General features: G+C 73.0%; 20 protein-coding genes. 13 read left to right on the top strand and 7 right to left on the bottom strand.

The window, feature by feature from the left end; all coding sequences use genetic code 11:
- The first annotated feature begins 18 nt into the window (after nucleotides 1–18).
- From mnhG to OC439_RS12890, 4 genes are all read left to right on the top strand, one after another.
- Entirely contained in the window at nucleotides 19–351 is a 333-nt protein-coding gene (gene mnhG, locus OC439_RS12905; protein WP_262013595.1) for a monovalent cation/H(+) antiporter subunit G, read from the top strand.
- Nucleotides 352–514: 163 nt separating this feature from the next.
- Nucleotides 515–1,870 carry a hemolysin family protein gene (locus OC439_RS12900; RefSeq protein ID WP_262013594.1) on the top strand — a complete coding sequence of 452 codons (1,356 nt, stop codon included), beginning with the start codon at nucleotides 515–517 and terminating at the stop codon, nucleotides 1,868–1,870.
- Nucleotides 1,867–2,931, top strand: coding sequence for a hemolysin family protein (locus OC439_RS12895; RefSeq protein ID WP_262013593.1), 1,065 nt, complete (start codon nucleotides 1,867–1,869; stop codon nucleotides 2,929–2,931). The genes OC439_RS12900 and OC439_RS12895 overlap by 4 nt, the downstream gene beginning before the upstream one ends.
- 101 nt (nucleotides 2,932–3,032) lie before the next feature.
- A complete protein-coding gene (locus OC439_RS12890) occupies nucleotides 3,033–3,962 on the top strand; it encodes a sporulation protein (protein WP_262013592.1) in 930 nt (309 codons plus the stop codon).
- 13 nt (nucleotides 3,963–3,975) lie between these two features.
- Here OC439_RS12890 and leuE read toward each other — a convergent pair whose 3' ends face one another.
- Together leuE and OC439_RS12880 are read right to left on the bottom strand one after the other, a co-directional pair.
- Nucleotides 3,976–4,638 carry a leucine efflux protein LeuE gene (gene leuE / locus OC439_RS12885; protein WP_262013591.1) on the bottom strand — a complete coding sequence of 221 codons (663 nt, stop codon included), beginning with the start codon at nucleotides 4,636–4,638 and terminating at the stop codon, nucleotides 3,976–3,978.
- On the bottom strand, nucleotides 4,635–5,882 hold the full coding sequence (locus tag OC439_RS12880; RefSeq protein WP_262013590.1) for a bifunctional pyridoxamine 5'-phosphate oxidase family protein/GNAT family N-acetyltransferase: 1,248 nt from the start codon (nucleotides 5,880–5,882) through the stop codon (nucleotides 4,635–4,637). Before OC439_RS12880 ends, leuE begins: the two co-directional genes overlap by 4 nt.
- A 38-nt stretch (nucleotides 5,883–5,920) precedes the next feature.
- Between OC439_RS12880 and OC439_RS12875 the strand changes: the two genes are divergently transcribed.
- Together OC439_RS12875 and OC439_RS12870 are read left to right on the top strand one after the other, a co-directional pair.
- Nucleotides 5,921–7,258 (top strand): aminotransferase class I/II-fold pyridoxal phosphate-dependent enzyme, encoded by a 1,338-nt coding sequence (locus tag OC439_RS12875; protein WP_262013589.1) that lies wholly within the window; start codon nucleotides 5,921–5,923, stop codon nucleotides 7,256–7,258.
- A gap of 80 nt (nucleotides 7,259–7,338) precedes the next feature.
- On the top strand, nucleotides 7,339–8,040 hold the full coding sequence (locus tag OC439_RS12870) for a UdgX family uracil-DNA binding protein (protein WP_262013588.1): 702 nt from the start codon (nucleotides 7,339–7,341) through the stop codon (nucleotides 8,038–8,040).
- On the opposite strand, the gene OC439_RS12865 is transcribed toward OC439_RS12870, so the two are convergent.
- Both OC439_RS12865 and OC439_RS12860 read right to left on the bottom strand, forming a co-directional pair.
- Nucleotides 8,030–8,377: a nuclear transport factor 2 family protein gene (locus OC439_RS12865; RefSeq protein ID WP_262013587.1), complete on the bottom strand. Its 348-nt coding sequence runs from the start codon at nucleotides 8,375–8,377 to the stop codon at nucleotides 8,030–8,032. The two genes, OC439_RS12870 and OC439_RS12865, sit on opposite strands and share 11 nt — an antisense overlap.
- 44 nt (nucleotides 8,378–8,421) lie before the next feature.
- Nucleotides 8,422–9,078 carry a 4a-hydroxytetrahydrobiopterin dehydratase gene (locus OC439_RS12860; RefSeq protein ID WP_262013586.1) on the bottom strand — a complete coding sequence of 219 codons (657 nt, stop codon included), beginning with the start codon at nucleotides 9,076–9,078 and terminating at the stop codon, nucleotides 8,422–8,424.
- A gap of 85 nt (nucleotides 9,079–9,163) precedes the next feature.
- Between OC439_RS12860 and OC439_RS12855 the strand changes: the two genes are divergently transcribed.
- The 7 genes from OC439_RS12855 to rny all read left to right on the top strand — a co-directional run bounded on the left by OC439_RS12855 (nucleotide 9,164) and on the right by rny (nucleotide 17,245).
- The gene (locus OC439_RS12855) at nucleotides 9,164–10,306 is read left to right on the top strand and encodes an acyl-CoA dehydrogenase family protein (protein WP_262013585.1); all 1,143 of its coding nucleotides are present in this window, start codon (nucleotides 9,164–9,166) and stop codon (nucleotides 10,304–10,306) included.
- 69 nt (nucleotides 10,307–10,375) lie between these two features.
- Entirely contained in the window at nucleotides 10,376–11,674 is a 1,299-nt protein-coding gene (locus OC439_RS12850; protein ID WP_262013584.1) for an MFS transporter, read from the top strand.
- 4 nt (nucleotides 11,675–11,678) lie between these two features.
- Nucleotides 11,679–11,879: a DUF3046 domain-containing protein gene (locus OC439_RS12845; RefSeq protein WP_030504158.1), complete on the top strand. Its 201-nt coding sequence runs from the start codon at nucleotides 11,679–11,681 to the stop codon at nucleotides 11,877–11,879.
- A gap of 185 nt (nucleotides 11,880–12,064) precedes the next feature.
- Nucleotides 12,065–13,114: a recombinase RecA gene (gene recA, locus OC439_RS12840; protein WP_013284729.1), complete on the top strand. Its 1,050-nt coding sequence runs from the start codon at nucleotides 12,065–12,067 to the stop codon at nucleotides 13,112–13,114.
- Nucleotides 13,115–13,125: 11 nt separating this feature from the next.
- On the top strand, nucleotides 13,126–13,818 hold the full coding sequence (locus OC439_RS12835; protein ID WP_047894669.1) for a regulatory protein RecX: 693 nt from the start codon (nucleotides 13,126–13,128) through the stop codon (nucleotides 13,816–13,818).
- Between the two features lie 51 nt (nucleotides 13,819–13,869).
- Nucleotides 13,870–14,574, top strand: coding sequence for a 3-keto-5-aminohexanoate cleavage protein (locus OC439_RS12830; protein ID WP_262013583.1), 705 nt, complete (start codon nucleotides 13,870–13,872; stop codon nucleotides 14,572–14,574).
- Nucleotides 14,575–15,478: 904 nt separating this feature from the next.
- Complete coding sequence (rny, locus tag OC439_RS12825) at nucleotides 15,479–17,245, top strand: ribonuclease Y (RefSeq protein WP_262013582.1); 1,767 nt, start codon at nucleotides 15,479–15,481, stop codon at nucleotides 17,243–17,245.
- A gap of 57 nt (nucleotides 17,246–17,302) precedes the next feature.
- On the opposite strand, the gene OC439_RS12820 is transcribed toward rny, so the two are convergent.
- From OC439_RS12820 to OC439_RS12810, 3 genes are read right to left on the bottom strand one after another with little or no spacing between them, the layout of a single operon-like run.
- Nucleotides 17,303–18,271 carry an amino acid ABC transporter permease gene (locus OC439_RS12820; RefSeq protein ID WP_262013581.1) on the bottom strand — a complete coding sequence of 323 codons (969 nt, stop codon included), beginning with the start codon at nucleotides 18,269–18,271 and terminating at the stop codon, nucleotides 17,303–17,305.
- A complete protein-coding gene (locus OC439_RS12815; RefSeq protein WP_047894121.1) occupies nucleotides 18,268–18,975 on the bottom strand; it encodes an amino acid ABC transporter permease in 708 nt (235 codons plus the stop codon). The genes OC439_RS12820 and OC439_RS12815 overlap by 4 nt, the downstream gene beginning before the upstream one ends.
- Before the next feature lie 36 nt (nucleotides 18,976–19,011).
- Complete coding sequence (locus tag OC439_RS12810) at nucleotides 19,012–19,890, bottom strand: glutamate ABC transporter substrate-binding protein (RefSeq protein ID WP_262013580.1); 879 nt, start codon at nucleotides 19,888–19,890, stop codon at nucleotides 19,012–19,014.
- Between the last annotated feature and the right edge of the window lie 18 nt (nucleotides 19,891–19,908).

The following is a 19,908-nucleotide window of genomic DNA, read 5'->3' as shown; positions in this document are numbered from 1 at the left end:
GGAAGGAGGCTCAGCCTGATGGCCGGCGCGGTCGCGGACTGGGTGGGTGGGGTGCTGCTGCTGGCCGGTGCGGTGCTGGCCCTGGTCGCCGGCATCGGGCTGGTGCGCTTCCCGGACGTGCTGGACCGGATGCACGCGGCCACCAAGCCGCAGGTGCTGGGCGTCCTGCTGTTGCTGGCCGGGCTGGCGCTGCGTCTGCGTACCCCGTCGGACCTGGGCATGCTGGTCCTGGTGGCGATCTTCCAGCTCTCCACCGCGCCGGTGGCCGCGCAGATGATCGGCCGGGCCGCGTACCGCTCCGGGCGGGTCGACCGGACGCTGCTGGACGCCGACGAGCTGGCCGGACGCTGAACCGGACGTGCGGGAGGCTTCCCGGCACCCTCAGCGAACGTCCAGCGGGTACCGATAAAATGGGCCGCATGATCGACTCTCCTGCCCCGGAGGGCAGCAGTAGCCGGCCGGGTAATACCCGGCGAATTCCCTCCCCGACGACCCCGGGAGCCCTGAACCTCCCGTGTTGATCCTCGTCGGTCTCCTTCTCATCACCGTCCTCACCGCCGCCACCGGTTACTTCGTGGCCCAGGAGTTCGGTTACGTCGCCGTGGACCGTGGCAAGCTCAAGCAGCTCGCCGACGGTGGCGACCGTGCCGCGGCCCGGGCCCTGGAGGTGACCGGGCGGCTCTCCTTCATGCTGTCCGGCGCCCAGCTCGGCATCACCGTGACCGCCCTGCTCGTCGGTTACGTCGCCGAGCCGTTCCTCGGCGCCGGGCTGGCCGACCTGCTCGGCCTGGCCGGGCTGTCCAGCGCGGTCACGCTGCCGTTGTCGGTGGCGCTCGCCCTGGTCATCGCCACCGTCGTGCAGATGGTCCTGGGTGAGCTGGCCCCGAAGAACCTGGCCATCGCGCGGGCCGTGCCGCTCGCCCGGGCGCTGTCCCGGTCCACCCTGATCTACCTGAAGATCGCCGGTCCGCTGATCACGCTGTTCGACCGGGCCGCCGTACGGCTGCTCCGCCGCATCGGCATCGAGCCGATCGAGGAGCTGCCCAGCGGCGCCACCCCGCAGGACCTGGAACAGATCATCGCCGAGTCCCGGGAGGAGGGGCACCTCGACGCCGAGATGTCCGACCTGCTGGACCGGGGTCTGGACTTCCGGGAGCTGACCGCCGGGGAGGCGATGGTGCCGCGCGTCGACGTGCACACCATCCGGGCCGACGAGCCGGTCAGCCGGATCGTCGAGCTGCTGGACACCGGCCACTCCCGGTTCCCGGTGAGCGGCGCCGAGGGCGTCGACGACCTGGTCGGCGTGGTCGGCATCGCCGACGTGCTCGGGGTGCCCCCGGCGCAGCGCGCGACCACCCGGGTCGACGCGGTGGCCGTACCCCCGTTGCTGGTGCCCGAGACGCTGCCGCTGCCGACGGTGCTGGACCGCCTGCGGTCCGGGCACCGGCAACTCGCCTGCGTGGTCGACGAGTACGGCGGCTTCGCCGGCGTGATCACGCTGGAGGACCTGGCCGAGGAACTGGTCGGGCCGATCCGCGACGAGGACGACCCGCCGGACCGGGCCGCGGCGCGGCAGGAGGACGGCTCCTGGGTGGTCCCGGCGCGCTGGCGCATCGACGAGGTCGCCGACAGCACCGGCATCGAACTGCCCGAGGCGCCCGAGTACGACACGCTCTCCGGGCTGGTGATGCGGGAGCTGGGCCGGGTGCCCGAGGTCGGTGACCGGCTGGAGATCCCGGTCGCCGCGGACGGCGACGAGCCGGCCGGCGGCCCGCGGGTGCTGGTCGAGGTGCTGGCGGTGGACCGGCACGTGGCCGACTCGGTGCGGCTGCGGCCCGCCGCCTCGGTGTCCGGGGAGGGTTCCGCATGAGCCCCGGATTCGCGTTGTTCTTCTCCGTGGTGCTGCTGGCGCTCAACGGGTTCTTCGTGGCCGCCGAGTTCGCGCTCGTCGCCTCCAAGCGGTACCGCCTCGAACAGGCGGCCGCCGGTGGCGGCCGGGCGGCCCGCGCGGCGCTGGACGGCGTCCGCGAGCTGAGTCTGATGCTGGCCGGCGCGCAGCTCGGCATCACGCTGTGCACGCTGGGTCTGGGCGCGCTGGCCGAACCGGCCATCGAGCACCTGCTCAGCCCGCTGCTGCACGCGGTCGGCCTGCCCGAGGCGGTCAGCCACGTGGTGGCGCTGGTGTTCGCGCTGTCGCTCGTGACGTTCCTGCACCTGGTGGTCGGCGAGATGGCCCCGAAGTCGTGGGCGATCACCGACGCGGAGCGGTCGGCGATGCTGCTGGCGCTGCCGTTCCGGGCGTTCGCCCGGATCGCCCGGCCCGTGCTGTCCCTGCTCAACGGGCTCGCGAACGCGATGCTGCGCCTGTTCGGGGTGCAGCAGCAGGACCAGCTCGCCCAGGTGCACGGCCCGGACGAGCTGCGCATCCTGCTGGAGCAGTCCCGGGAACACGGGCTGCTCGGCGCCGAGCAGCACCAGCTGCTGACCAGCATGCTGGAACTCCAGGGCACCACGGTCGCCCAGGTGATGGAGCCGTTCGACCGGATCGTCACGGTGGGCCGGAGTGAGACCGCCGAGCGGATCGAGCACGTCTCCCGCGACAGCGGCCGGTCCCGGCTCGCCGTGGTCGACACCGGTGGTGAGGTGTGCGGCCTGGTGCACGTACGCGAGGCGGTGCGCGCCGTCACCACCGGCCGCCCGGCGACCGCGGAGGAGCTGATGACCAGCGCCTTCACGCTGCCGGCCGAGGCGTCGGTGACCGAGGCGGTGGCCGCCATGCGGGCACGGCAGGCGCAGCTCGCGCTGGTGAGCAACGGTGGCGGGCCGACCCGGCCGATCGGGTTCGTCGCGCTGGAGGACCTCCTGGAGGAGGTCATCGGCGAGTTCGACGACGAGACCGACCCGGTGCCGCGAGGCCGCCGGATGCGCTGACCGTCGTGATCCGTACCGGCCCGGCGAGGTGGGAGACCACCTCGCCGGGCCGGCGTCGTTCCGGCGGGGCATGGCCGGGCGGGCAGCGGGAAAGCCCCGGCATGCGGTTGACCGGCGTGTCGCGGGACTCCGCCTGGACCGGGCTCTCGGTGAGCACCACGCTGCCCAACCCGAGCACCCGGCCGGGCCTGCGCCTGCCGGGCCGGGTGACGCTCACCGCCGGCGGGTCGGACGTACCGGTCCGGCACATCCGGCTCGGCCTGGTCACCCAGGTCGAACCGGAGGACCCGGAGGCGCCGCGCCGCCTGGTGCAGTTCCAGACGTGGACGATCGCGGGACGGTTCGTGGTGCCGGCCGGGCGGCGGCGGGCCGTCGAGTTCGCCGTGCCGCTGCCGTGGGAGTCGCCGGTGACCACGTACGGCGGGGTGCCGTTGCTGAGCCTGCGTACCGGGCTGCGCACCGAGGTGTCGGTGGATCCGGAGGTGGACCAGGGCGCGATGGTGCCGGTGCTGATCCACCCGCTGCCCACCCAGGAGCACGTGCTCGCCGCGCTGGACACGCTCGGCTTCGCGATCCGGCAGGCCGGGCTGCGCGAGGGACGGCTGCCGGGGGTGGAGCAGACGCTGCCGTTCCAGCAGTGGTACGGCTTCTGGGCCGCCCCGCTCTACGCCGGCCCGATGACCGAACTCGAAATGATCATGCTGACCGACTCGGCCGGCATGGAGGTGCTGCTCTGGCTGGACCGGCGGCTCTCCCTGGCCGGGATCACCCACCAGAGCATCAGCCGGTTCCGGGTCTGGCACGCCGGTGCCGACAAGCGCGACTGGGTGGCCACTGTGGACGGCTGGCTGCGGCACGCCATCGACAGGCACGCGGCCGCCGCCGCGCACGCCGACTGGTCGGCCACGATCCGCGAGTCGGCGCACGTCAGCCGCCCGCCCGACCGTCCGGTCGCGCCCGGTTACGGCCTCGGGGGTACGGCCGGCGGCGCGGGCATCGGCGGCGGTGGCGGAGGCGGCGACGGCACCTGACCCTCGCCGCCGGTCAGCCGGCGGCGAGCTTCAAACTGAAGCCGAGGAACAGCACCGCGACGGCAGTCGTGCCGCTCGCGGCGAGCCGGCGGCGCTGCCGGAACTGGGCCGCCAGGTACGTGCCGGTGAAGATCAGCACGGTCAGGTAGATCGCGCTGGCGACCTGCGCGATCAGCCCGAGCAGCAGGAACGACAGCGCCGGCCACGCGTACCGGGGGTCGACGAACTGGATGAAGAACGAGACGAAGAACAGGATCGCCTTCGGGTTGAGCAGGCTGATCACCAGCGCCCGGCGGAACGGCTCCCGCTGTTCCGCCGGCTCCACCTCGTCGATCAGGCGCGGCGTGGCCGGGTCGTTGCGGTCGCGCCAGCGCCGCCACGCGCCGCGCAGCATGGCCAGCCCGAGATACCCGAGGTACGCCGCCCCGGCGTACTTGATCACCAGGTAGAGCGGGGGATACGCCTGGAGCAGCGAGGCCACACCGGCGGCGGAGAGCACCATCAGCACCGCGTCGCCGACGAACACCCCGGCGGCGGCCCGGTAGCCGGTGGCCACGCCCCGGCGGGCGGCGGTGGCCAGCACGAAGAGCGAGTTGGGGCCGGGCAGCAGCACGATCGCCACGGTGCCCAGCACGTACGTCCAGATGTCGGTGATCCCCAGCACGCCGGACATCATGACGCCGCGCCCGCCGTCGGGCGAAGCCTTTCCCGCAGGCTGACCTGTGCGTTCGGCCACTCCTGCGCGAGCATCGAGTACTGCACGGTGTCCCGCCAGGAGCCGTCGGCACGCTGCTTGTGCTGCCGCAGCACGCCCTCGCGGCTCGCGCCGAGCCGTTCGATGGCCCGCTGCGAGCGGTCGTTGCGGATGTCGGTGTGCCAGACCACGCGGACGGCGTCGAGGTCGTCGAAGGCCCGGCCCAGCAGCAGCAGCTTCGCCTCGGTGTTGACGCCGGTACGCCACCAGGGGCGGCCCAGCCAGGTGTAGCCGATCGCCAGCGACCGGCGGACCGGGTCGATCTCGTAGTAGGAGGTCGTGCCGATCACCGCGCCGGTGACGGCGCAGCGCTGCGTCCAGCACACCTGCTCACCGCGTTCCTGGGCGTCCAGGTAGGCGGCGACCACCCGGCGCATCTCGGCGGCGTCGGCCGGCTGCGTACCGCCCAGGTGCCGCCACACCTCCGGGTCGGCGGTGGCGGCGTACAGCTCGTCGGCGTGGGCGAGGTCGAGCGGCTCCAGCACCACGTGCTCGCCGCGCAGCACCGCCGGCTCGTGCCACGGCGAGCGGGCCGGGCGCAGGTACGCCGGCACCGGCGCGTTCACCCCGGGTGCGGGTTCGGGGCGGCCCGGCGTGAGCCGCAGCGGCACCACACCGGCCCAGTACGGCAGCGCCTCGTCGGCCGGCTCGTCGTTGACGCCGCCGGTGCGCATCCGTACCGACACCTCGCGCAGCGGCAGCGCCAGCACGGCGGTCTCGGCCAGTTCGCGCCGGTTCGGCGGGCGGCTGTCGGCGGACCGGCCGGCGGCGACCTTCTCCACCAGCGCGGTCAGCACCGCCGCCTTCTCGCCGGCGTCGTCGACCAGGTGGGCGGTGCCGTGCGCCACCACCGACCGGTAGTTGGCGCTGTGGTGGAACTGGGAGCGGGCGTAGATCAGCCCGTCGAGGTGGGTGACGGCGACGCAGACCCTCAGCCCGGCCTCTCCCCGGGCGGCGAGCAGCGGCCGGCTGCCGGTGGATCCGTGCAGGTAGAGGGTGTCGCCGATGCGCACGTGCAGGGTCGGCAGGATGCGCGGCTCACCGTCCACCGTGAACGACAGCGCGCAGTGGTACGCCTCGTCGAGCAGCGCGTGCGCGGTGGCCCGGTCGTAGTGCATCCGGTCGCGGGTGCGGGTGGCGGTGGTGCGTTCGGTCGGGGCGTACACGTGACATCCCACCTTTGTTCTAGTACAATCTCCGAACTGTGGCAGCACAATATCAGGTCACCGGCTCGACGTCCGCCGCGATTTCGGCAAGCGTCGAATCCGGCATCCGCACCGGCGATCTCGCCCCCGGCGACGCCCTGCCCGCCGTCCGTGCGCTCGCCGCCCAGCTGGACGTCAGCCCGGCCACCGTCGCGAAGGCGTACCAGGAACTGCGGCAACGCGGCCTGGTCGCGACCGCCGGCCGGCACGGCACCCGGGTCCGCCCCCGCCCGCCGGTCGCCGGTCGCCGCGCCGCGTTGCTGCCCCCGCCGCTGCCCGGCGGCCGTGACCTCTCCGCCGGCCAGCCCGACCCCCGGCTGCTGCCCCCGCTCGGCCCGCACCTGGCAGCGCTCGCCACCGAGATCGGACCCCCCGGCGGGTACGCGACCGACGCCGTGCTGCCCGAGCTGGCCGCCCTGGCCCGGGACCGGCTCGCCGCCGATCGCGTGCCGGCCGCCGAGCTGACCGTCACCGGCGGCGCGCTCGACGGCATCGAACGGCTGCTCGCCGCCCACCTGCGCCCCGGCGACGCGGTGGCGGTGGAGGACCCGGGCTGGGCCAACCTGCTCGACCTGATCGCCGCGCTCGGGCTGCGTACCGTCGGGGTGCCGGTGGACGACGAGGGCCCCACCGTCGGCGGCGTCCGGGCGGCGCTCACCGCCGGAGTCCGGGCGCTCGTGGTGACCAGCCGGGCGCAGAACCCGACCGGCGCCGCCGTCTCCGCCGACCGGGCCGGCGCGCTGCGGACGCTGCTCGCCGGCCGGGCCGACCTGCTGCTGATCGAGGACGACCACGCCGCCGAGCTGGCCCGCGTACCCCTGCACCCGCTCGCCGGGGCGACCCCGGCGTGGGCCTTCGTCCGGTCGGTGAGCAAGCCCTACGGGCCCGACCTGCGGCTCGCGGTGCTGACCGGCGACGAGGCCACAGTGGCCCGGGTGGCCGGGCGGGCGCGGGTCGGCGCCGGCTGGGTCTCCACGGTGCTGCAACGCCTGGTCGTGTCGCTGTGGCGCGACCCGGCCACCGCCGAGCTGGTCCGGCGCGCGGCGGACAGCTACGACAGGCGGCGCGACGGGCTGGTGGCCGCGCTCGCCGCGCGCGGGACGGTCGCGCACGGGCGTACCGGGATCAACGTCTGGGTGCCGGTGCCCGACGAGACGGTGGCGATCACGACGTTGCGCGACGCCGGGTGGTCGCTCGCCCCCGGCGGCCTGTACCGGATCGCCGCCGCCCCCGCCGTGCGCGTCTCGGTGAGCGCGCTGGACGAGGCCGACATCCCGGCGCTCGCCGACGCCCTCACCGCGGGAAGGAAGGGCCCCCTCCTAACGCATTCGGTATAGGAAGGGCCCCTTCTCAACACCTCCGGACAGCGCGGCGGGCCGCTCGCGTGCGCACCGCCGGACGGGGTAGAACGATCGGCATGGCCGAGACCGAGAGCGCACCCGGAGCACAGGAGTTCATCCCGCCGTCGGCGGACACCATCGACGAACTACGCGCCGCGGCGGGCGACTGCCGGGGCTGTGAGCTGTACCGGGAGGCCACCCAGACCGTCTTCGGCCGCGGCGACGAGCACGCGCGGGTGGTCTTCGTCGGCGAGCAGCCGGGCGACATCGAGGACCAGAAAGGGCTGCCGTTCGTCGGGCCGGCCGGGCGGCTGCTGCGCAAGGCCGTCGACGACGCGGCGCTCGACCCCGCCCAGATCTACCTGACGAACGCCGTGAAGCACTTCCGCTTCGAGCTGCGCGGCAGGCGGCGCATCCACCAGACCCCGGACCGCGTGCACGTCACCGCTTGCCGGCCTTGGCTGGTCGCCGAGTTCGCCCGGCTGCGTCCGGAGATCGTGGTGGTGCTCGGCGCCACCGCCGCCAAGGCGCTGCTCGGCCCGAGCTTCCGGGTGACGAAGCAGCGCGGCGAGCTGCTGCCCTGGCCCGCCGCCGCGCAGCACCCGGAGGACTTCGAGCGCGTGCCGGTCGACCGGACGGGCGCTGTCGCCGACGCCCCGGCGGCCCGGCTGCTCGCCACCATCCATCCGTCCGCGGTGCTGCGCGCCGACAACCAGGACGTGGCGTACGAGGGCCTGGTCGCCGACCTGAAGGTGGCCGCCAAGGCGCTCAAGAAGTGATCTTGCCGAACACGTCCTTGGCGACGATTCGCCCGTCCCGGACCCGGTAGACGTCCAGCCCGCGAAGCACGGTGCCGTCCTCGGCCGGCGGCCAGGCCCACTCGCAGACGGCGCGGTCGCCGGTGGCCCAGACCGCGCCGTCTGCCGGACCGTCGCCGGGACCGAGCTGCCCGGCGAAGACCTCGGCCACCGCCGCCCGGCCCCGTACCGTGCCGGCCGGCCCGTCCCAGGCGTTCGGGCAGTAGGTGACGTCCTCGGCCAGGCAGGCCGACACCGCGGCCAGGTCACCCCGCAGCCAGGCCGCGTTGAACTCCTCGATCAGCGCGTGTGCGTCCACATCGGGCACGCTAGCGCCGGGCCGCGCGCGCCGCTGCCCCGGTCTCAGGGGCGCTGCTGCCAGGTGCAGAGGCAGACCCGGTTGCCGTCCGGGTCGGCGAGCACCCAGAAGCTCGGCGCCTCCGCGTCGCTGACCAGCGTCCCGCCCGCCGCCAGCGCCGCCGCGATGCGCGCGTCCACCTCGGCCGGGTCGACCCACACGTCCGGGTGCCACCGCTGCCGGGGCTCGTCCCGGCCGGAGCGCTGGAACCAGACCGTCGGCAGCACGCCGTCCGGGTCGCGTACCTCGTCGTCGTCCGGGCCCCGGCCGTCCGGCGACTGCCAGGTCAGGACCGCCCGCCAGAACGGCAGGACCGCCGCGTGCTCCGGGGTGTCCAGCGCGAGTTCCAGGCGGGCCAGCCCGGCTGCCGACAGGGTCAGCCCGGCGTCCGCGGCCAGGGTCGCGATCGTCCGGGCCAGCCGCAGGTCACGCTGGGTCACGCCACCCGCGTCGTGCGACCACAGCCGCACGTCCACGTGGGTGTAGCGCAGGTCCAGATCGGGATGATGATCGACCCGCTCGGCCTCCGCGCCCACCGCGGCCACCAGCGCCAGTCCGGCCGCGAAATCGGGGGTACGGATGCGCGTCTGCAACGCCCCCAGCAGGTACGTCCACCCGTCCAGCCCGGCCTCGGCGACCTGCTTCCCCGTGAGTGTGCTCATCCGGCCATCCTGGTCTACCGCGCGGCGGCGGACCAGCCCCGCTCACCCCTGTCCGGGGCGGCTGAGCGGTGCCAGACTTGCCGACATGGAGCAGCATCTCTACGAGCCCGTCCACGACGAGTTCCGCGACCTGTGCCGCCGGTTCCTGACCCGGGAGGCGGTGCCGCACCACGAACGCTGGGAGGCCGACGGGATCGTCGACCGGGAGGTCTGGCGGTCCGCCGGCGCGGCCGGGCTGCTCGGCCCGGACGTCGACCCCGAGTACGGCGGCGGCGGGCAGCGCGACTTCCGGTTCAACGCGGTACTGGACGAGGAGATCGTCGCGTCCGGGTGCTCGGGTCTGGGGTTCGGCCTGCACAACGACGTGGTCGCGCCGTACCTGACCGAGCTGACCACCGGCGACCAGCGCAAGCGGTGGTTGCCGGGCTTCTGCTCCGGCGACCTGGTCACCGCGATCGCGATGAGCGAGCCGGGCGCGGGCAGCGACCTGGCCGGCATCCGCACCAGCGCGGTCCGCGACGGCGACAGCCTGGTCCTCAACGGGCAGAAGACGTTCATCACGAACGGTGAGATGGCCGACCTGGTGGTCGTGGTGGTCAAGACCGCGCCCGAGCAGGGCGCGCACGGGGTGAGCCTGGTCGTGGTGGAGAGCGGCACGCCGGGCTTCAGCCGGGGCCGCCGCCTGGCGAAGGTCGGATTGAAGGCCAACGACACCGCCGAGCTGTTCTTCGACGACTGCCGGGTGCCGGCGGAGAACCTGATCGGCACCGAGAACCACGGCTTCTACCACCTGATGGCCAACCTGCCCCGGGAACGGCTCAGCATCGCCGTGGCAGCGGTGGCGGCCTGCGAGAAGCTGCTCGCGCTCACCATCGAGTACGCCCGCTCCCGGGAGGCGTTCGGCCGGCCGATCGGCCGGTTCCAGCACAACCGGTTCCTGCTGGCCGAGCTGGACACCGAGGTCACCATCGCGCGGACCTTCGTCAACCACTGCATCGCCGAGTTCAACGCCGGCCGCCTGTCGGTGACCGACGCCGCGAAGGCCAAGTGGTGGACCACCGAGTTGCAGACCAAGGTCGCCGACCGGTGCGTGCAGTTGCACGGCGGCTACGGCTTCATGGCGGAGTACCCGGTGGCGAAGGCGTGGCTGGACAGCCGGGTGCAGACCATCTACGGCGGCACCACCGAGATCATGAAGGAGATCATCGGCCGGGGCCTCGGCCTGTAGCGAAACCGGGTGCCGGCCGGGCGGGCCGGTGCGGGAGGATGGGGCACCCGTCCCCACCAGGAGCGCCGCATGTCCACCGACCTGACCGCGCCGGCCCCGCCCCGGCCCGACGTCGCCGGCATCCAGCGGCGTACCGTCCGGCTGCTCTTCCTCACCCAGATCATCGGCGGCATCGGCGTCACCATCGGCATCTCGGTCGGCGCGTTGCTCGCCGCCCGGGTCGCCGGCACCGCCCTGGCCGGGCTGGCGCAGAGCGCCGGGGTGGTCGGCGCCGCGCTGCTCGCCATCCCGGTCACCCGGCTCATGACCGCGCGGGGCCGGCGGCCAGGGCTGGTCCTCGCGTACGCGGTCGGCGCGGTCGGCGGCGTGCTGGTGGTGGTCGCCACCGCGACGCGCCTGGTGCCGCTGCTCTTCGTCGGCATGCTGCTGTTCGGCGGCGGCACGGCGGCCAACCTCCAGGCCCGCTACACGGCGGTGGACCTGGCCGAGCCGCACCGCCGGGGACGGCAGCTCTCGCTGGTCGTGTGGGCCACCACCATCGGCGCGGTGGCCGCGCCGAACTTCGCCGCGCTCGCCGACGAGACCACCCGTGGCTGGGGCCTGCCGGCGCTGGCCGGCCCGTTCGCCTTCAGCGCCGTCGCGTTCACGCTCACCGCCGTCGTACTCCTGGTCCTGCTCCGGCCGGACCCGCTGCTCACCGCGCGCCGGCTGACGGCGGCCGAGCCGGCGGCGGGCGCCGCACCGGCTGTCGCCCGCCGCGGTGGCATGGCCGCCGCGTGGCGCACGGTACGCGGGCGGCCGGCCGCCCGCCTCGGCATCGCCGCTGTCGCGGTGGGGCACCTGGTGATGGTCGCGGTGATGTCGATGACCCCGGTGCACCTCGGCGAGTGGCACTCCGACGCGGACGTCCTGCCGGTGGTCGGCCTGGTGCTGAGCCTGCACATCGCCGGCATGTACGCGCTGTCGCCGGTGGTGGGGTGGCTCACCGACCGGTTCGGCCGGCGGCCGGTGATCCTCGGCGGGGTCGCGCTGCTGCTGGCCGCGTGCGCGGTCTCCGGCACCGCGGGGCACAGCACACCGCTGCTGTCGGTGGGGCTGACGCTGCTCGGGCTGGGCTGGTCGGGCACGATGGTGGCGGGCTCGACGCTGCTGTCGGAGTCGGTGCCCACCGCCGACCGGCCCGGCGTGCAGGGCCTGTCCGATCTGCTCATGGGGCTGGCCGGGGCGGGTGCGGCGGCGGCGAGCGGGTTCGTCATGCGGGCCGTGGGGTACCCGACGCTCACCCTGCTGGCGGCGATCGCGGTGGTGCCGCTGGTGGCGCTGGCACTGCGCCGTACCGGCACGGCACCACTCGACGAGGAGGAGTGAACACGTGCGGCTGACCGACTTCTGGACGCGGCTGGAGGAGGCGTTCGGGCCCGGCTACGCGGCCAGCATCGCCAGGGACCAGGTGCTGTCCCAGCTCGGTGGGCGGACCATCGAGCAGGCGCTCGCGGCCGGTGAGCAAACGCACGTGGTCTGGCGCGCCGTGGTCGCCGCGTATCCCGACCGGGTGCCCGCCCGACTACGCTGAGCAGCCTTTTCATCGATCCCGCGTGTCGCTTGCCCAGTCGTACACCTGTTCGGCTATTGTCCACAGCGGGGTGCTCGTCCACAGCTCACGGCCCGTCGGCTGGTTTTCTGTCGGACCCAGCGCCTAGCGTGTCCCGCGTGACGCGAAGCTCAGGAAAGACGCCGGCGAAGGCAGGGGTGGCAACGATGGCAGCAGGGCCTGACCGGGAGAAGGCGCTCGACCTTGCTCTCGCTCAGATCGACAAGCAATTCGGCAAGGGTTCGGTGATGCGGCTGGGGGAGCGGCCCGTCGTGCAGACGGCTGTCATCCCGACCGGCTCCATCGCGCTCGACGTGGCGCTCGGCGTGGGCGGTCTGCCCCGCGGCCGGGTGGTCGAGATCTACGGTCCGGAGTCCAGCGGTAAGACCACCGTCGCGCTGCACGCGGTGGCGAACGCCCAGCGGGCCGGCGGCATCGCCGCGTTCATCGACGCGGAGCACGCGCTCGACCCGGAGTACGCACGGGCCCTCGGCGTCGACACCGACGCCCTGCTGGTCTCCCAGCCGGACACCGGCGAGCAGGCGCTGGAGATCGCCGACATGCTGGTGCGCTCCGGCGCGATCGACATCATCGTGATCGACTCGGTGGCGGCCCTGGTGCCGCGCGCCGAGATCGAGGGCGAGATGGGCGACAGCCACGTCGGTCTCCAGGCCCGGCTGATGAGCCAGGCGCTGCGGAAGATCACCGGTGTGCTCAACAACACCGGCACCACCGCGATCTTCATCAACCAGCTCCGCGAGAAGATCGGCGTGATGTTCGGCAGCCCGGAGACCACCACCGGTGGCCGGGCGCTGAAGTTCTACGCCTCGGTCCGGCTCGACGTGCGCCGCATCGAGAGCCTCAAGGACGGCACCGACGTGGTCGGTAACCGCACCCGGGTCAAGGTCGTGAAGAACAAGGTCGCCGCGCCGTTCAAGCAGGCCGAGTTCGACATCATGTACGGCAAGGGCATCTCCCGCGAGGGCTCGCTGATCGACGTCGGCGTGGAGCAGGCGATCATCCGCAAGTCCGGCGCCTGGTACACCTACGACGGTGACCAGCTCGGCCAGGGCAAGGAGAAGGCCCGCGAGTTCCTCCGCGAGAACCCGGACGTGGCGGCCGAGATCGAGAAGAAGATCCTGGAGAAGCTCGGCGTCGGCACCGGTGGTGCCGGTGACGCCGCCGGTGGCCCGGAACTGCCGCCGGTCGACTTCTGATCCGCTGACCCGTGGCAGGACGACGCGCCCGTACGGGCCGGGGCTGGGATGCCGGCCCACCCCGTACGGGCGACGCCACAGGTACGCCCCGGCCTCGCCGGGGACGCCGTGATCGCGCGGCGGAGCCCGATGCAGGGGAGGCTCCGGCTCCGCCGCGCGACGAGGCCGAGGTGGCCCGGGAGATCTGCCTGCGGCAGCTCGCGGTGCGCCCGCGCACCCGGGCCGAGCTGGCCGGCGCGCTGGCCCGGCGCGGCATCTCCGAGGAGGTCGCCGAGCAGGTCCTCGACCGGTACGACGAGGTCGGCATCGTCGACGACGCCGCCTTCGCCCGCGCCTGGGTGAGCAGCCGGCACAACGGCCGCGGGCTGGCCCGCCGGGCGCTCGCCAACGAGCTGCGCCAGCGCGGCGTCGACGGCGAGGTGGCCGGCGCGGCACTGGACGGGCTGGACGAGGAGACCGAGGCGCAGACCGCCCGTGCCCTGGTGGACCGCAAGCTGCGCACCGCCAGGGGCGAGCCGGACGCGGTGTTCCGGCGCCTGGTCGGCATGCTGGCGCGCAAGGGCTACCCGGCCGGGGTGGCGATCCGGGCGGTGAAGGACGCGCTCGCCGCGCAGAGCGCCGAGGCGGCCGAGTTCGCCGAGCACATCGACGCGGACGCGCTGGCCGACGCCGAGCACGACCTCGACTCCCGCCGACTCGACTGACCGACCGGCGGCCGGTGTCGCGGCCGCCGTCCCGAGGGGAGGCGCACACCCGTGCTGAAGGCGTGTCTCAACGGCACCCGACGGCGGGACGAGCACCCCGCCGTACCGCTCACCCCGGCCGAACTGGCCGCCGACGCGGTGCGCTGCGCGGCCGCCGGGGTGGCGGCGGTGCACGTGCACCCGCGCGACGAGGCCGGAGCCGAGTCGCTCGACCCGGCGGTGATCGCCGCTGCGGTCACCGCCATCCGCGACGCCCGTCCCGGCCTGCCGGTCGGCGTGAGCACCGGCGCCTGGATCGTCCCCGACCCGGCCGTGCGGGTCGCCGCCGTCCGCGCCTGGACGGTGCTGCCCGACTTCGCCTCGGTCAACGCCCACGAACCCGGGGCGGCCGAGGTCGCCGCCGCCCTGCACGAGCGTGGCGTGATGGTCGAGGCCGGCCTGTGGACGCCGGCGGCGGTCGACGCCTGGCGCCGCTGGTCCACGCCCACCGGGCGGGTCCTCGTCGAGTGCATGGCCGAGCAGGTCGAGACGGCTCTCGCCGACGCGGCGTCGATCCTCGCCGCGCTGCCCGACGGGCACCCGCCGGTGCTGCTGCACGGCGAGGGCCCGGCCACCTGGCCGGTGTACGCGGAGGCCGTCCGGCGGGGTCTGCACACCCGGATCGGCCTTGAGGACACGCTGCTGCTGCCCGACGGCACCCAGACCCCCGACAACGCCACCCTGGTAACCACAGCCCGAGCCACCGCCGCTCCCTGACCCACCCCGCCCGGCCCACCCACCCGGCCCACCCCGCCCGCTCCCGCCCCCGCCCGCCCCCGCCCGCTCCCGCTCCCGCCCGGTCCCGCCCGGTCCCGCTCGCTCCAGCCCGGTCGATCATGAAGTTGACGGCACCTCCCGTCCGTTTTGTCCAGGCCAACTTCATGATCACGCCCGTCAACCTCATGATCGTGCGGGGAGGGGGTGCCCTCACGTGCCTGCGACGGGCCGGGTGGCCCAGCGCGGTGATCAAGGGGTTTGTGTCACCCGAGGGCCCGTGGAGTGACGTCAACTCCTTGATCGTGTGGGCGAGTGGCGGGCGGCGTCGATGGGGGAGGGGGCCTGAGCAGGTCGGGAGCGGCGAGCAGTGGCGCCGGAGGGCGGGGTTTGTCCGGGCCTGTCCGGCATCTGATCACCACTGAGTGACGCCGCAACTTCTCTCCGTCCGGGTGGTTTGATCATGACTCCTTGACCGAACGGCCCCTCGCGACCTAGCCTCGCCATACAGGCTCACTTTGCCCGACCAGCGCAGGCTAAGCGCACAACATAGATCTCGTAACAGAACAGCATCACTTTGGCCAGCTACACCGGCCCTTGACGGAAGCTCCGGAACCTTTCGCAGCCTCCGACAACTGCAACCGGCCGCCAGCGGTGCCCCATGAGGGACACCGCCGACGGAAAGCTGCCCACAGCCAGCCGCTCCGGTCGGGCGTCCAGAGCCGCAGGCGCGTGTCCTTCGCGCGTGTCCTGCGGCGCCGACGTTTCAGGGGGAGGCGGCCATGGCAGGGCGGCACAGGTTCACCGGCGGTCTGCCACACGGCCCCGAACCCGCATCGGCGGGCGACAACCCGGCTACCGGGCATCGGCGGGCGAGTGTGCCCGCGTACCGGTGCGGAGCGGCTCGATGAGCGCCTTCGACATCGTCCTCCTCCTGGTCGTGCTGCTGCTGGTCGTGGTGGTGGTCGGCGCCGTGCTGTTCGGCGTGCGTACCCTCAAGCGGCTCAGCCTGGCACCCGCGCCGGAGGACCCGGCGTTCATCGCGGAGAAGGACCGGCAGGAGCAGTCCCTCGCGGCGTTGCGGACGGCCGCCGACGAGGTGAACAGCACCATCGACGTGGCGAAGTCCGCTGCCTCCGCGGCCCGGGCCGAGGCGGCCGCCGCGAAGGCGGAGGCGAAGTCCGCCCGGGCCGAGGCGCGGCGGGTGCTCGACGACGCCCGCGCCGAGGCCGACACGGTGCTGGAGCGCGCGCACAAGCAGGCCGAGGCGGACGCCGAGCAGTTGCGTGCCGCGGCGCGGCGCAGCGGCGAGCGCGAGGTGGCGGTGCTGGCCGCCACCACCCGGGAGCAGGCGGCCGAGGTGGAACGCCGCGCCGCCCGGATGGACGAGCGGGAGCGGCTGCACACCGAGGAGGTGGAGCGGCTGGCCGAGCGGGAACGGCAGCTCACCGCCGCCACCGCGGCGCTGGCCGCCCGGGAGGCCGCCCTGGCCGAGCGCGAGCGGACGCTGACCGAGGTGGAGGAGCAGCGCCGCCGGGAGCTGGAGCGGGTGGCCGGCCTGACCGCCGACGCGGCCCGCGCCGAGCTTGTCGAGTCGATCGAGGGGCAGGCGAAGCGGGAGGCCGCGCTGCTGGTCCGGGAGATCGAGGCGGACGCCCGGGGCAGCGCCGAGCAGCGTGCCCGCAACATCGTCGTGGACGCCATCCAGCGGGTCGCCAGCGAGCAGACCGCGGAGAGCGTGGTCAGCGTGCTGCACCTGCCCGGCGACGAGATGAAGGGGCGCATCATCGGCCGCGAGGGGCGCAACATCCGCGCCTTCGAGTCGGTCACCGGCGTCAACCTGATCATCGACGACACGCCCGAGGCGGTGCTGCTGTCCTGCTTCGACCCGGTACGCCGCGAGGTCGGCCGGGTCACGCTGGAGAAGCTGGTGCTGGACGGCCGGATCCACCCGCACCGGATCGAGGAGGTCTACGACCTGGCCCGGCAGGAGGTCGAGGAGCTGTGCCTCCGGGCCGCCGAGGACGCGCTGGTCGAGGTCGGCATCACCGAGATCCACCCGGAGCTGGTCACGCTGCTGGGCCGGTTGCGCTACCGCACGTCGTACGGGCAGAACGTGCTCAAGCACCTGGTGGAGACCGCGCACATCGCCGGGGTGATGGCCGCCGAGCTGCGGCTGGACGTGCCGACGATCAAGCGGTGCGCGTTCCTGCACGACATCGGCAAGGCGCTCACCCACGAGGTCGAGGGCAGCCACGCGATCATCGGCGCGGACGTGGCCCGCAAGTACGGCGAGAGCGAGGACGTGGTGCACGCCATCGAGGCGCACCACAACGAGGTGCCGCCGCAGACCATCGAGGCGGTGCTGACCCAGGCGTCTGATGCCTGCTCGGGCGGGCGGCCGGGTGCGCGGCGGGAGAGCCTCGAGGCGTACGTCAAGCGGCTGGAGCGGATCGAGGAGATCGCGGCCGGCAAGCTGGGCGTGGAGAAGGTCTTCGCCATGCAGGCGGGCCGGGAGATCCGGGTGATGGTCAAGCCGGACGACGTGGACGACATCGGCGCGGCGGTGCTGGCCCGGGACGTGGCCAAGCAGATCGAGGAGGAGCTGACCTACCCGGGGCAGATCCGGGTGACTGTGGTGCGCGAGTCCCGGGTCACCGAGATCGCCCGCTAGACCCGAATACGAAAAGGGCTGGCCGGTAGGAACCGGCCAGCCCTTTTCGTGTGCCCGTCAGACGCCGCCGGCACCCTCGGCCTGCGAGGTGAGCGCGGCCGGCGGCGTGGCCGGCGCCGGGGTGCCGGCGGTCTTGCGGCCTCGCGAGAGCCGGCGCTGGACGTACTGGGCCAGCTTCGACAGCGAGTAGTTGATGGCGATGAACAGCACGGCGATCACCACGTACACCTGGATCGGGTTGCCCAGGACGCCGATGATCTGCTTGCCGATGTTGAGCGTCTCCTCGTAGCTGATGATGAAGCCCAGCGAGGTGTCCTTGAGCACCACCACGAGCTGGCTGATCAGCGCCGGCAGCATGATCCGGAAGGCCTGCGGCAGCAGGATCAGCCCGGTGGTCTGGAACGGGGAGAGCCCGATCGCGGCGGCGGCCTCGGCCTGCCCGCCGGGCAGGCCCTCCATGCCCGATCGCAGGATCTCGGCGATGACCACGGAGTTGTAGATGGTCAGGCCGATGACCAGGTACCAGAGGTTGTCGAACGAGGCGCCGAACTCGGGGAAACCGCGCGCCACGAAGAAGATGGTGATGACGACCGGGAGGCCACGGAACACCTCGACGCAGACCCGGGTCACGGCGGCCAGCACCCAGCTCAGCCCGCGCAGCAGGTACGCCACCGGCGTGGCAGCGCCGGTGAAGCGCCGCCGGGTCAGGCTCTTGAGCTGGATCCGCAGGACGGCGAGCAGGGTGCCGACGACCAGCGACGCGACGATGGCCAGCGCGGCGGCGACCAGGGTGTTCTTGAGGCCGATCCCGATCCGGTCCCAGACGAGCGGGAAGTTCTCGTTCGAGGGGTCGACCAGCGGACCCCACAGCTCCATCGAGAACTGGCCCTTGTCGGCCAGCGGGCGGTAGATGAACAGGTAGGCGCCGGCCAGCACCACCACGACGGCGATCAGGCTGCTGATGAGCGTGACGCGTCGCTGGCGCGGCCCGGGAACGTCGTAGAGGACGCTGGACTGCTGGCTCATCGGGCCACCGCCTGTCGCTTCTCGATCCGGTCCAGCAGGGCGCCGAGAGGGACTGTCATGATCAGGTATCCGACGGAGATGCCGATCGCCACCGGGATGAAGGGGTAGCCGCCGGCGGAGGTGAGCTGATCGGCGGTCTGGGAGAGGTCACCGACCACGCCGAAGAAGCCGACGAGCGCGGAATTCTTGATCATCGCGATGATGACCGAGCCGAGCGGCACCACCGAGGCCTTCCAGGACTGCGGGAGCACGACGTGCCGCAGGTTCTGGCCGAAGGTGAGGCCCAGCGAGCGCGCGGCCTCGGCCTGACCGGGCGGCACCGCGTTCACGCCGGAGCGCAGGGCCTCGCAGACGAACGCCGCGGTGTAGAGGACCAGCGCGATCAGGCCGAACCGGAAGTAGGGCAGGTCGGTGCCGAGCCGGGTGAAGATCGACTCCAGGCCCGGGATGCGCAGGAAATCGGCGTTGGAACCGAGCGCCGGCAGGCCGAACGCGGCGAAGAACAGCACGACGGTCAGCGGCAGGTTCCGGAAGACGTTCACGTACGTGGTGCCGACCGCGCGCAGCGGTGGCACCGGCGAGATCCTCAGCACCGCCACGACGGCGCCCAGGATCAGGGCGCCGATCGCGGCGAGAAAGCAGATCTGGAGGGTGAGCCAGAACCCGCCCGCGAAGACGTCGAACTTGTCGATGAGCACACTCACGGGTCGGTTTCCTCCCCACCCTCCGGATCCAGCGGATCAGTAGCGGTTGACGGCGGGCGGGTCGCCCAGGGTGGCGCCGAACTTGCCGGCGGTGTCGTCCCACGCCTTCTTCCAGCTGCCGTCCTGGAAGGCCTGGTCCAGGGTGTCGTTGATGAAGTTACGGAAGTCGGTGTCCTCCTTCTTGACACCGATGCCGTACGGCTCCTTGGTGAAGTTGTCGCCGGCCATCTTGAAGGACGCCTCGTCCTTGGCGATGTAGCCGAGCAGGATGACGTTGTCGGTGGTGACGGCGTCGACCTGCTTGCCCTTCAGGGCGTCGCGGCACTTGTCGTAGGTGTCGAAGAGCACCAGCTGGGTGGCGACGTCCTTGACGTACTTCTTGATCTCCTCGGCCGGGGTGGAGCCGGTGACCGAGCAGACCTTCTTGGTGCCGTCCTTGAACGAGTCCGGGCCGGTGATGGCGGCCTCGTCCTTGCGGACCATGATGTTCTGGCCGGCCTCGTAGTACGGGCCGGCGAAGGCGATGCGCTCCTTGCGCTTGTCGTTGATCGTGTAGGTGGCCGCGACCAGGTCGACGGTGCCGTTCACGATGACGTCCTCGCGGACCTTCGACGGCGTCTCGACGTACTCGATCTTGTCCTCGGGGATGCCGAGTTCCTTCACGATCAGCTTCGCGACCTCGACGTCGAAGCCCTCCGGCTTGCCCGACAGGCCCTTCTGGCCGAAGCCCGGCTGGTCGAACTTGGTGCCGACCTTGATCTTCTGGGCCTTGTTCAGCCGCTCCATGGTGCTGCCGGCCGCGAAGTCCTTGCTGCCGGCGCCAGTGCCCTCGTCGTCGCTGTCGCCACCGCAGGCGGACAGGCCGAGCGCCAGAGTCGCCGCTGCGGCAACCGCCGCCACGCGCTTGTAACGCATACTCAATCTCCTTCTTCG

This window comes from Micromonospora sp. Mcm103, from assembly GCF_024519755.1.
GTDB classification, from domain to species: Bacteria; Actinomycetota; Actinomycetes; order Mycobacteriales; family Micromonosporaceae; genus Micromonospora; species Micromonospora aurantiaca.
Note: the sequence above shows the minus strand (reverse complement) of the source record. Positions and strands in the feature narration are given on the sequence as shown.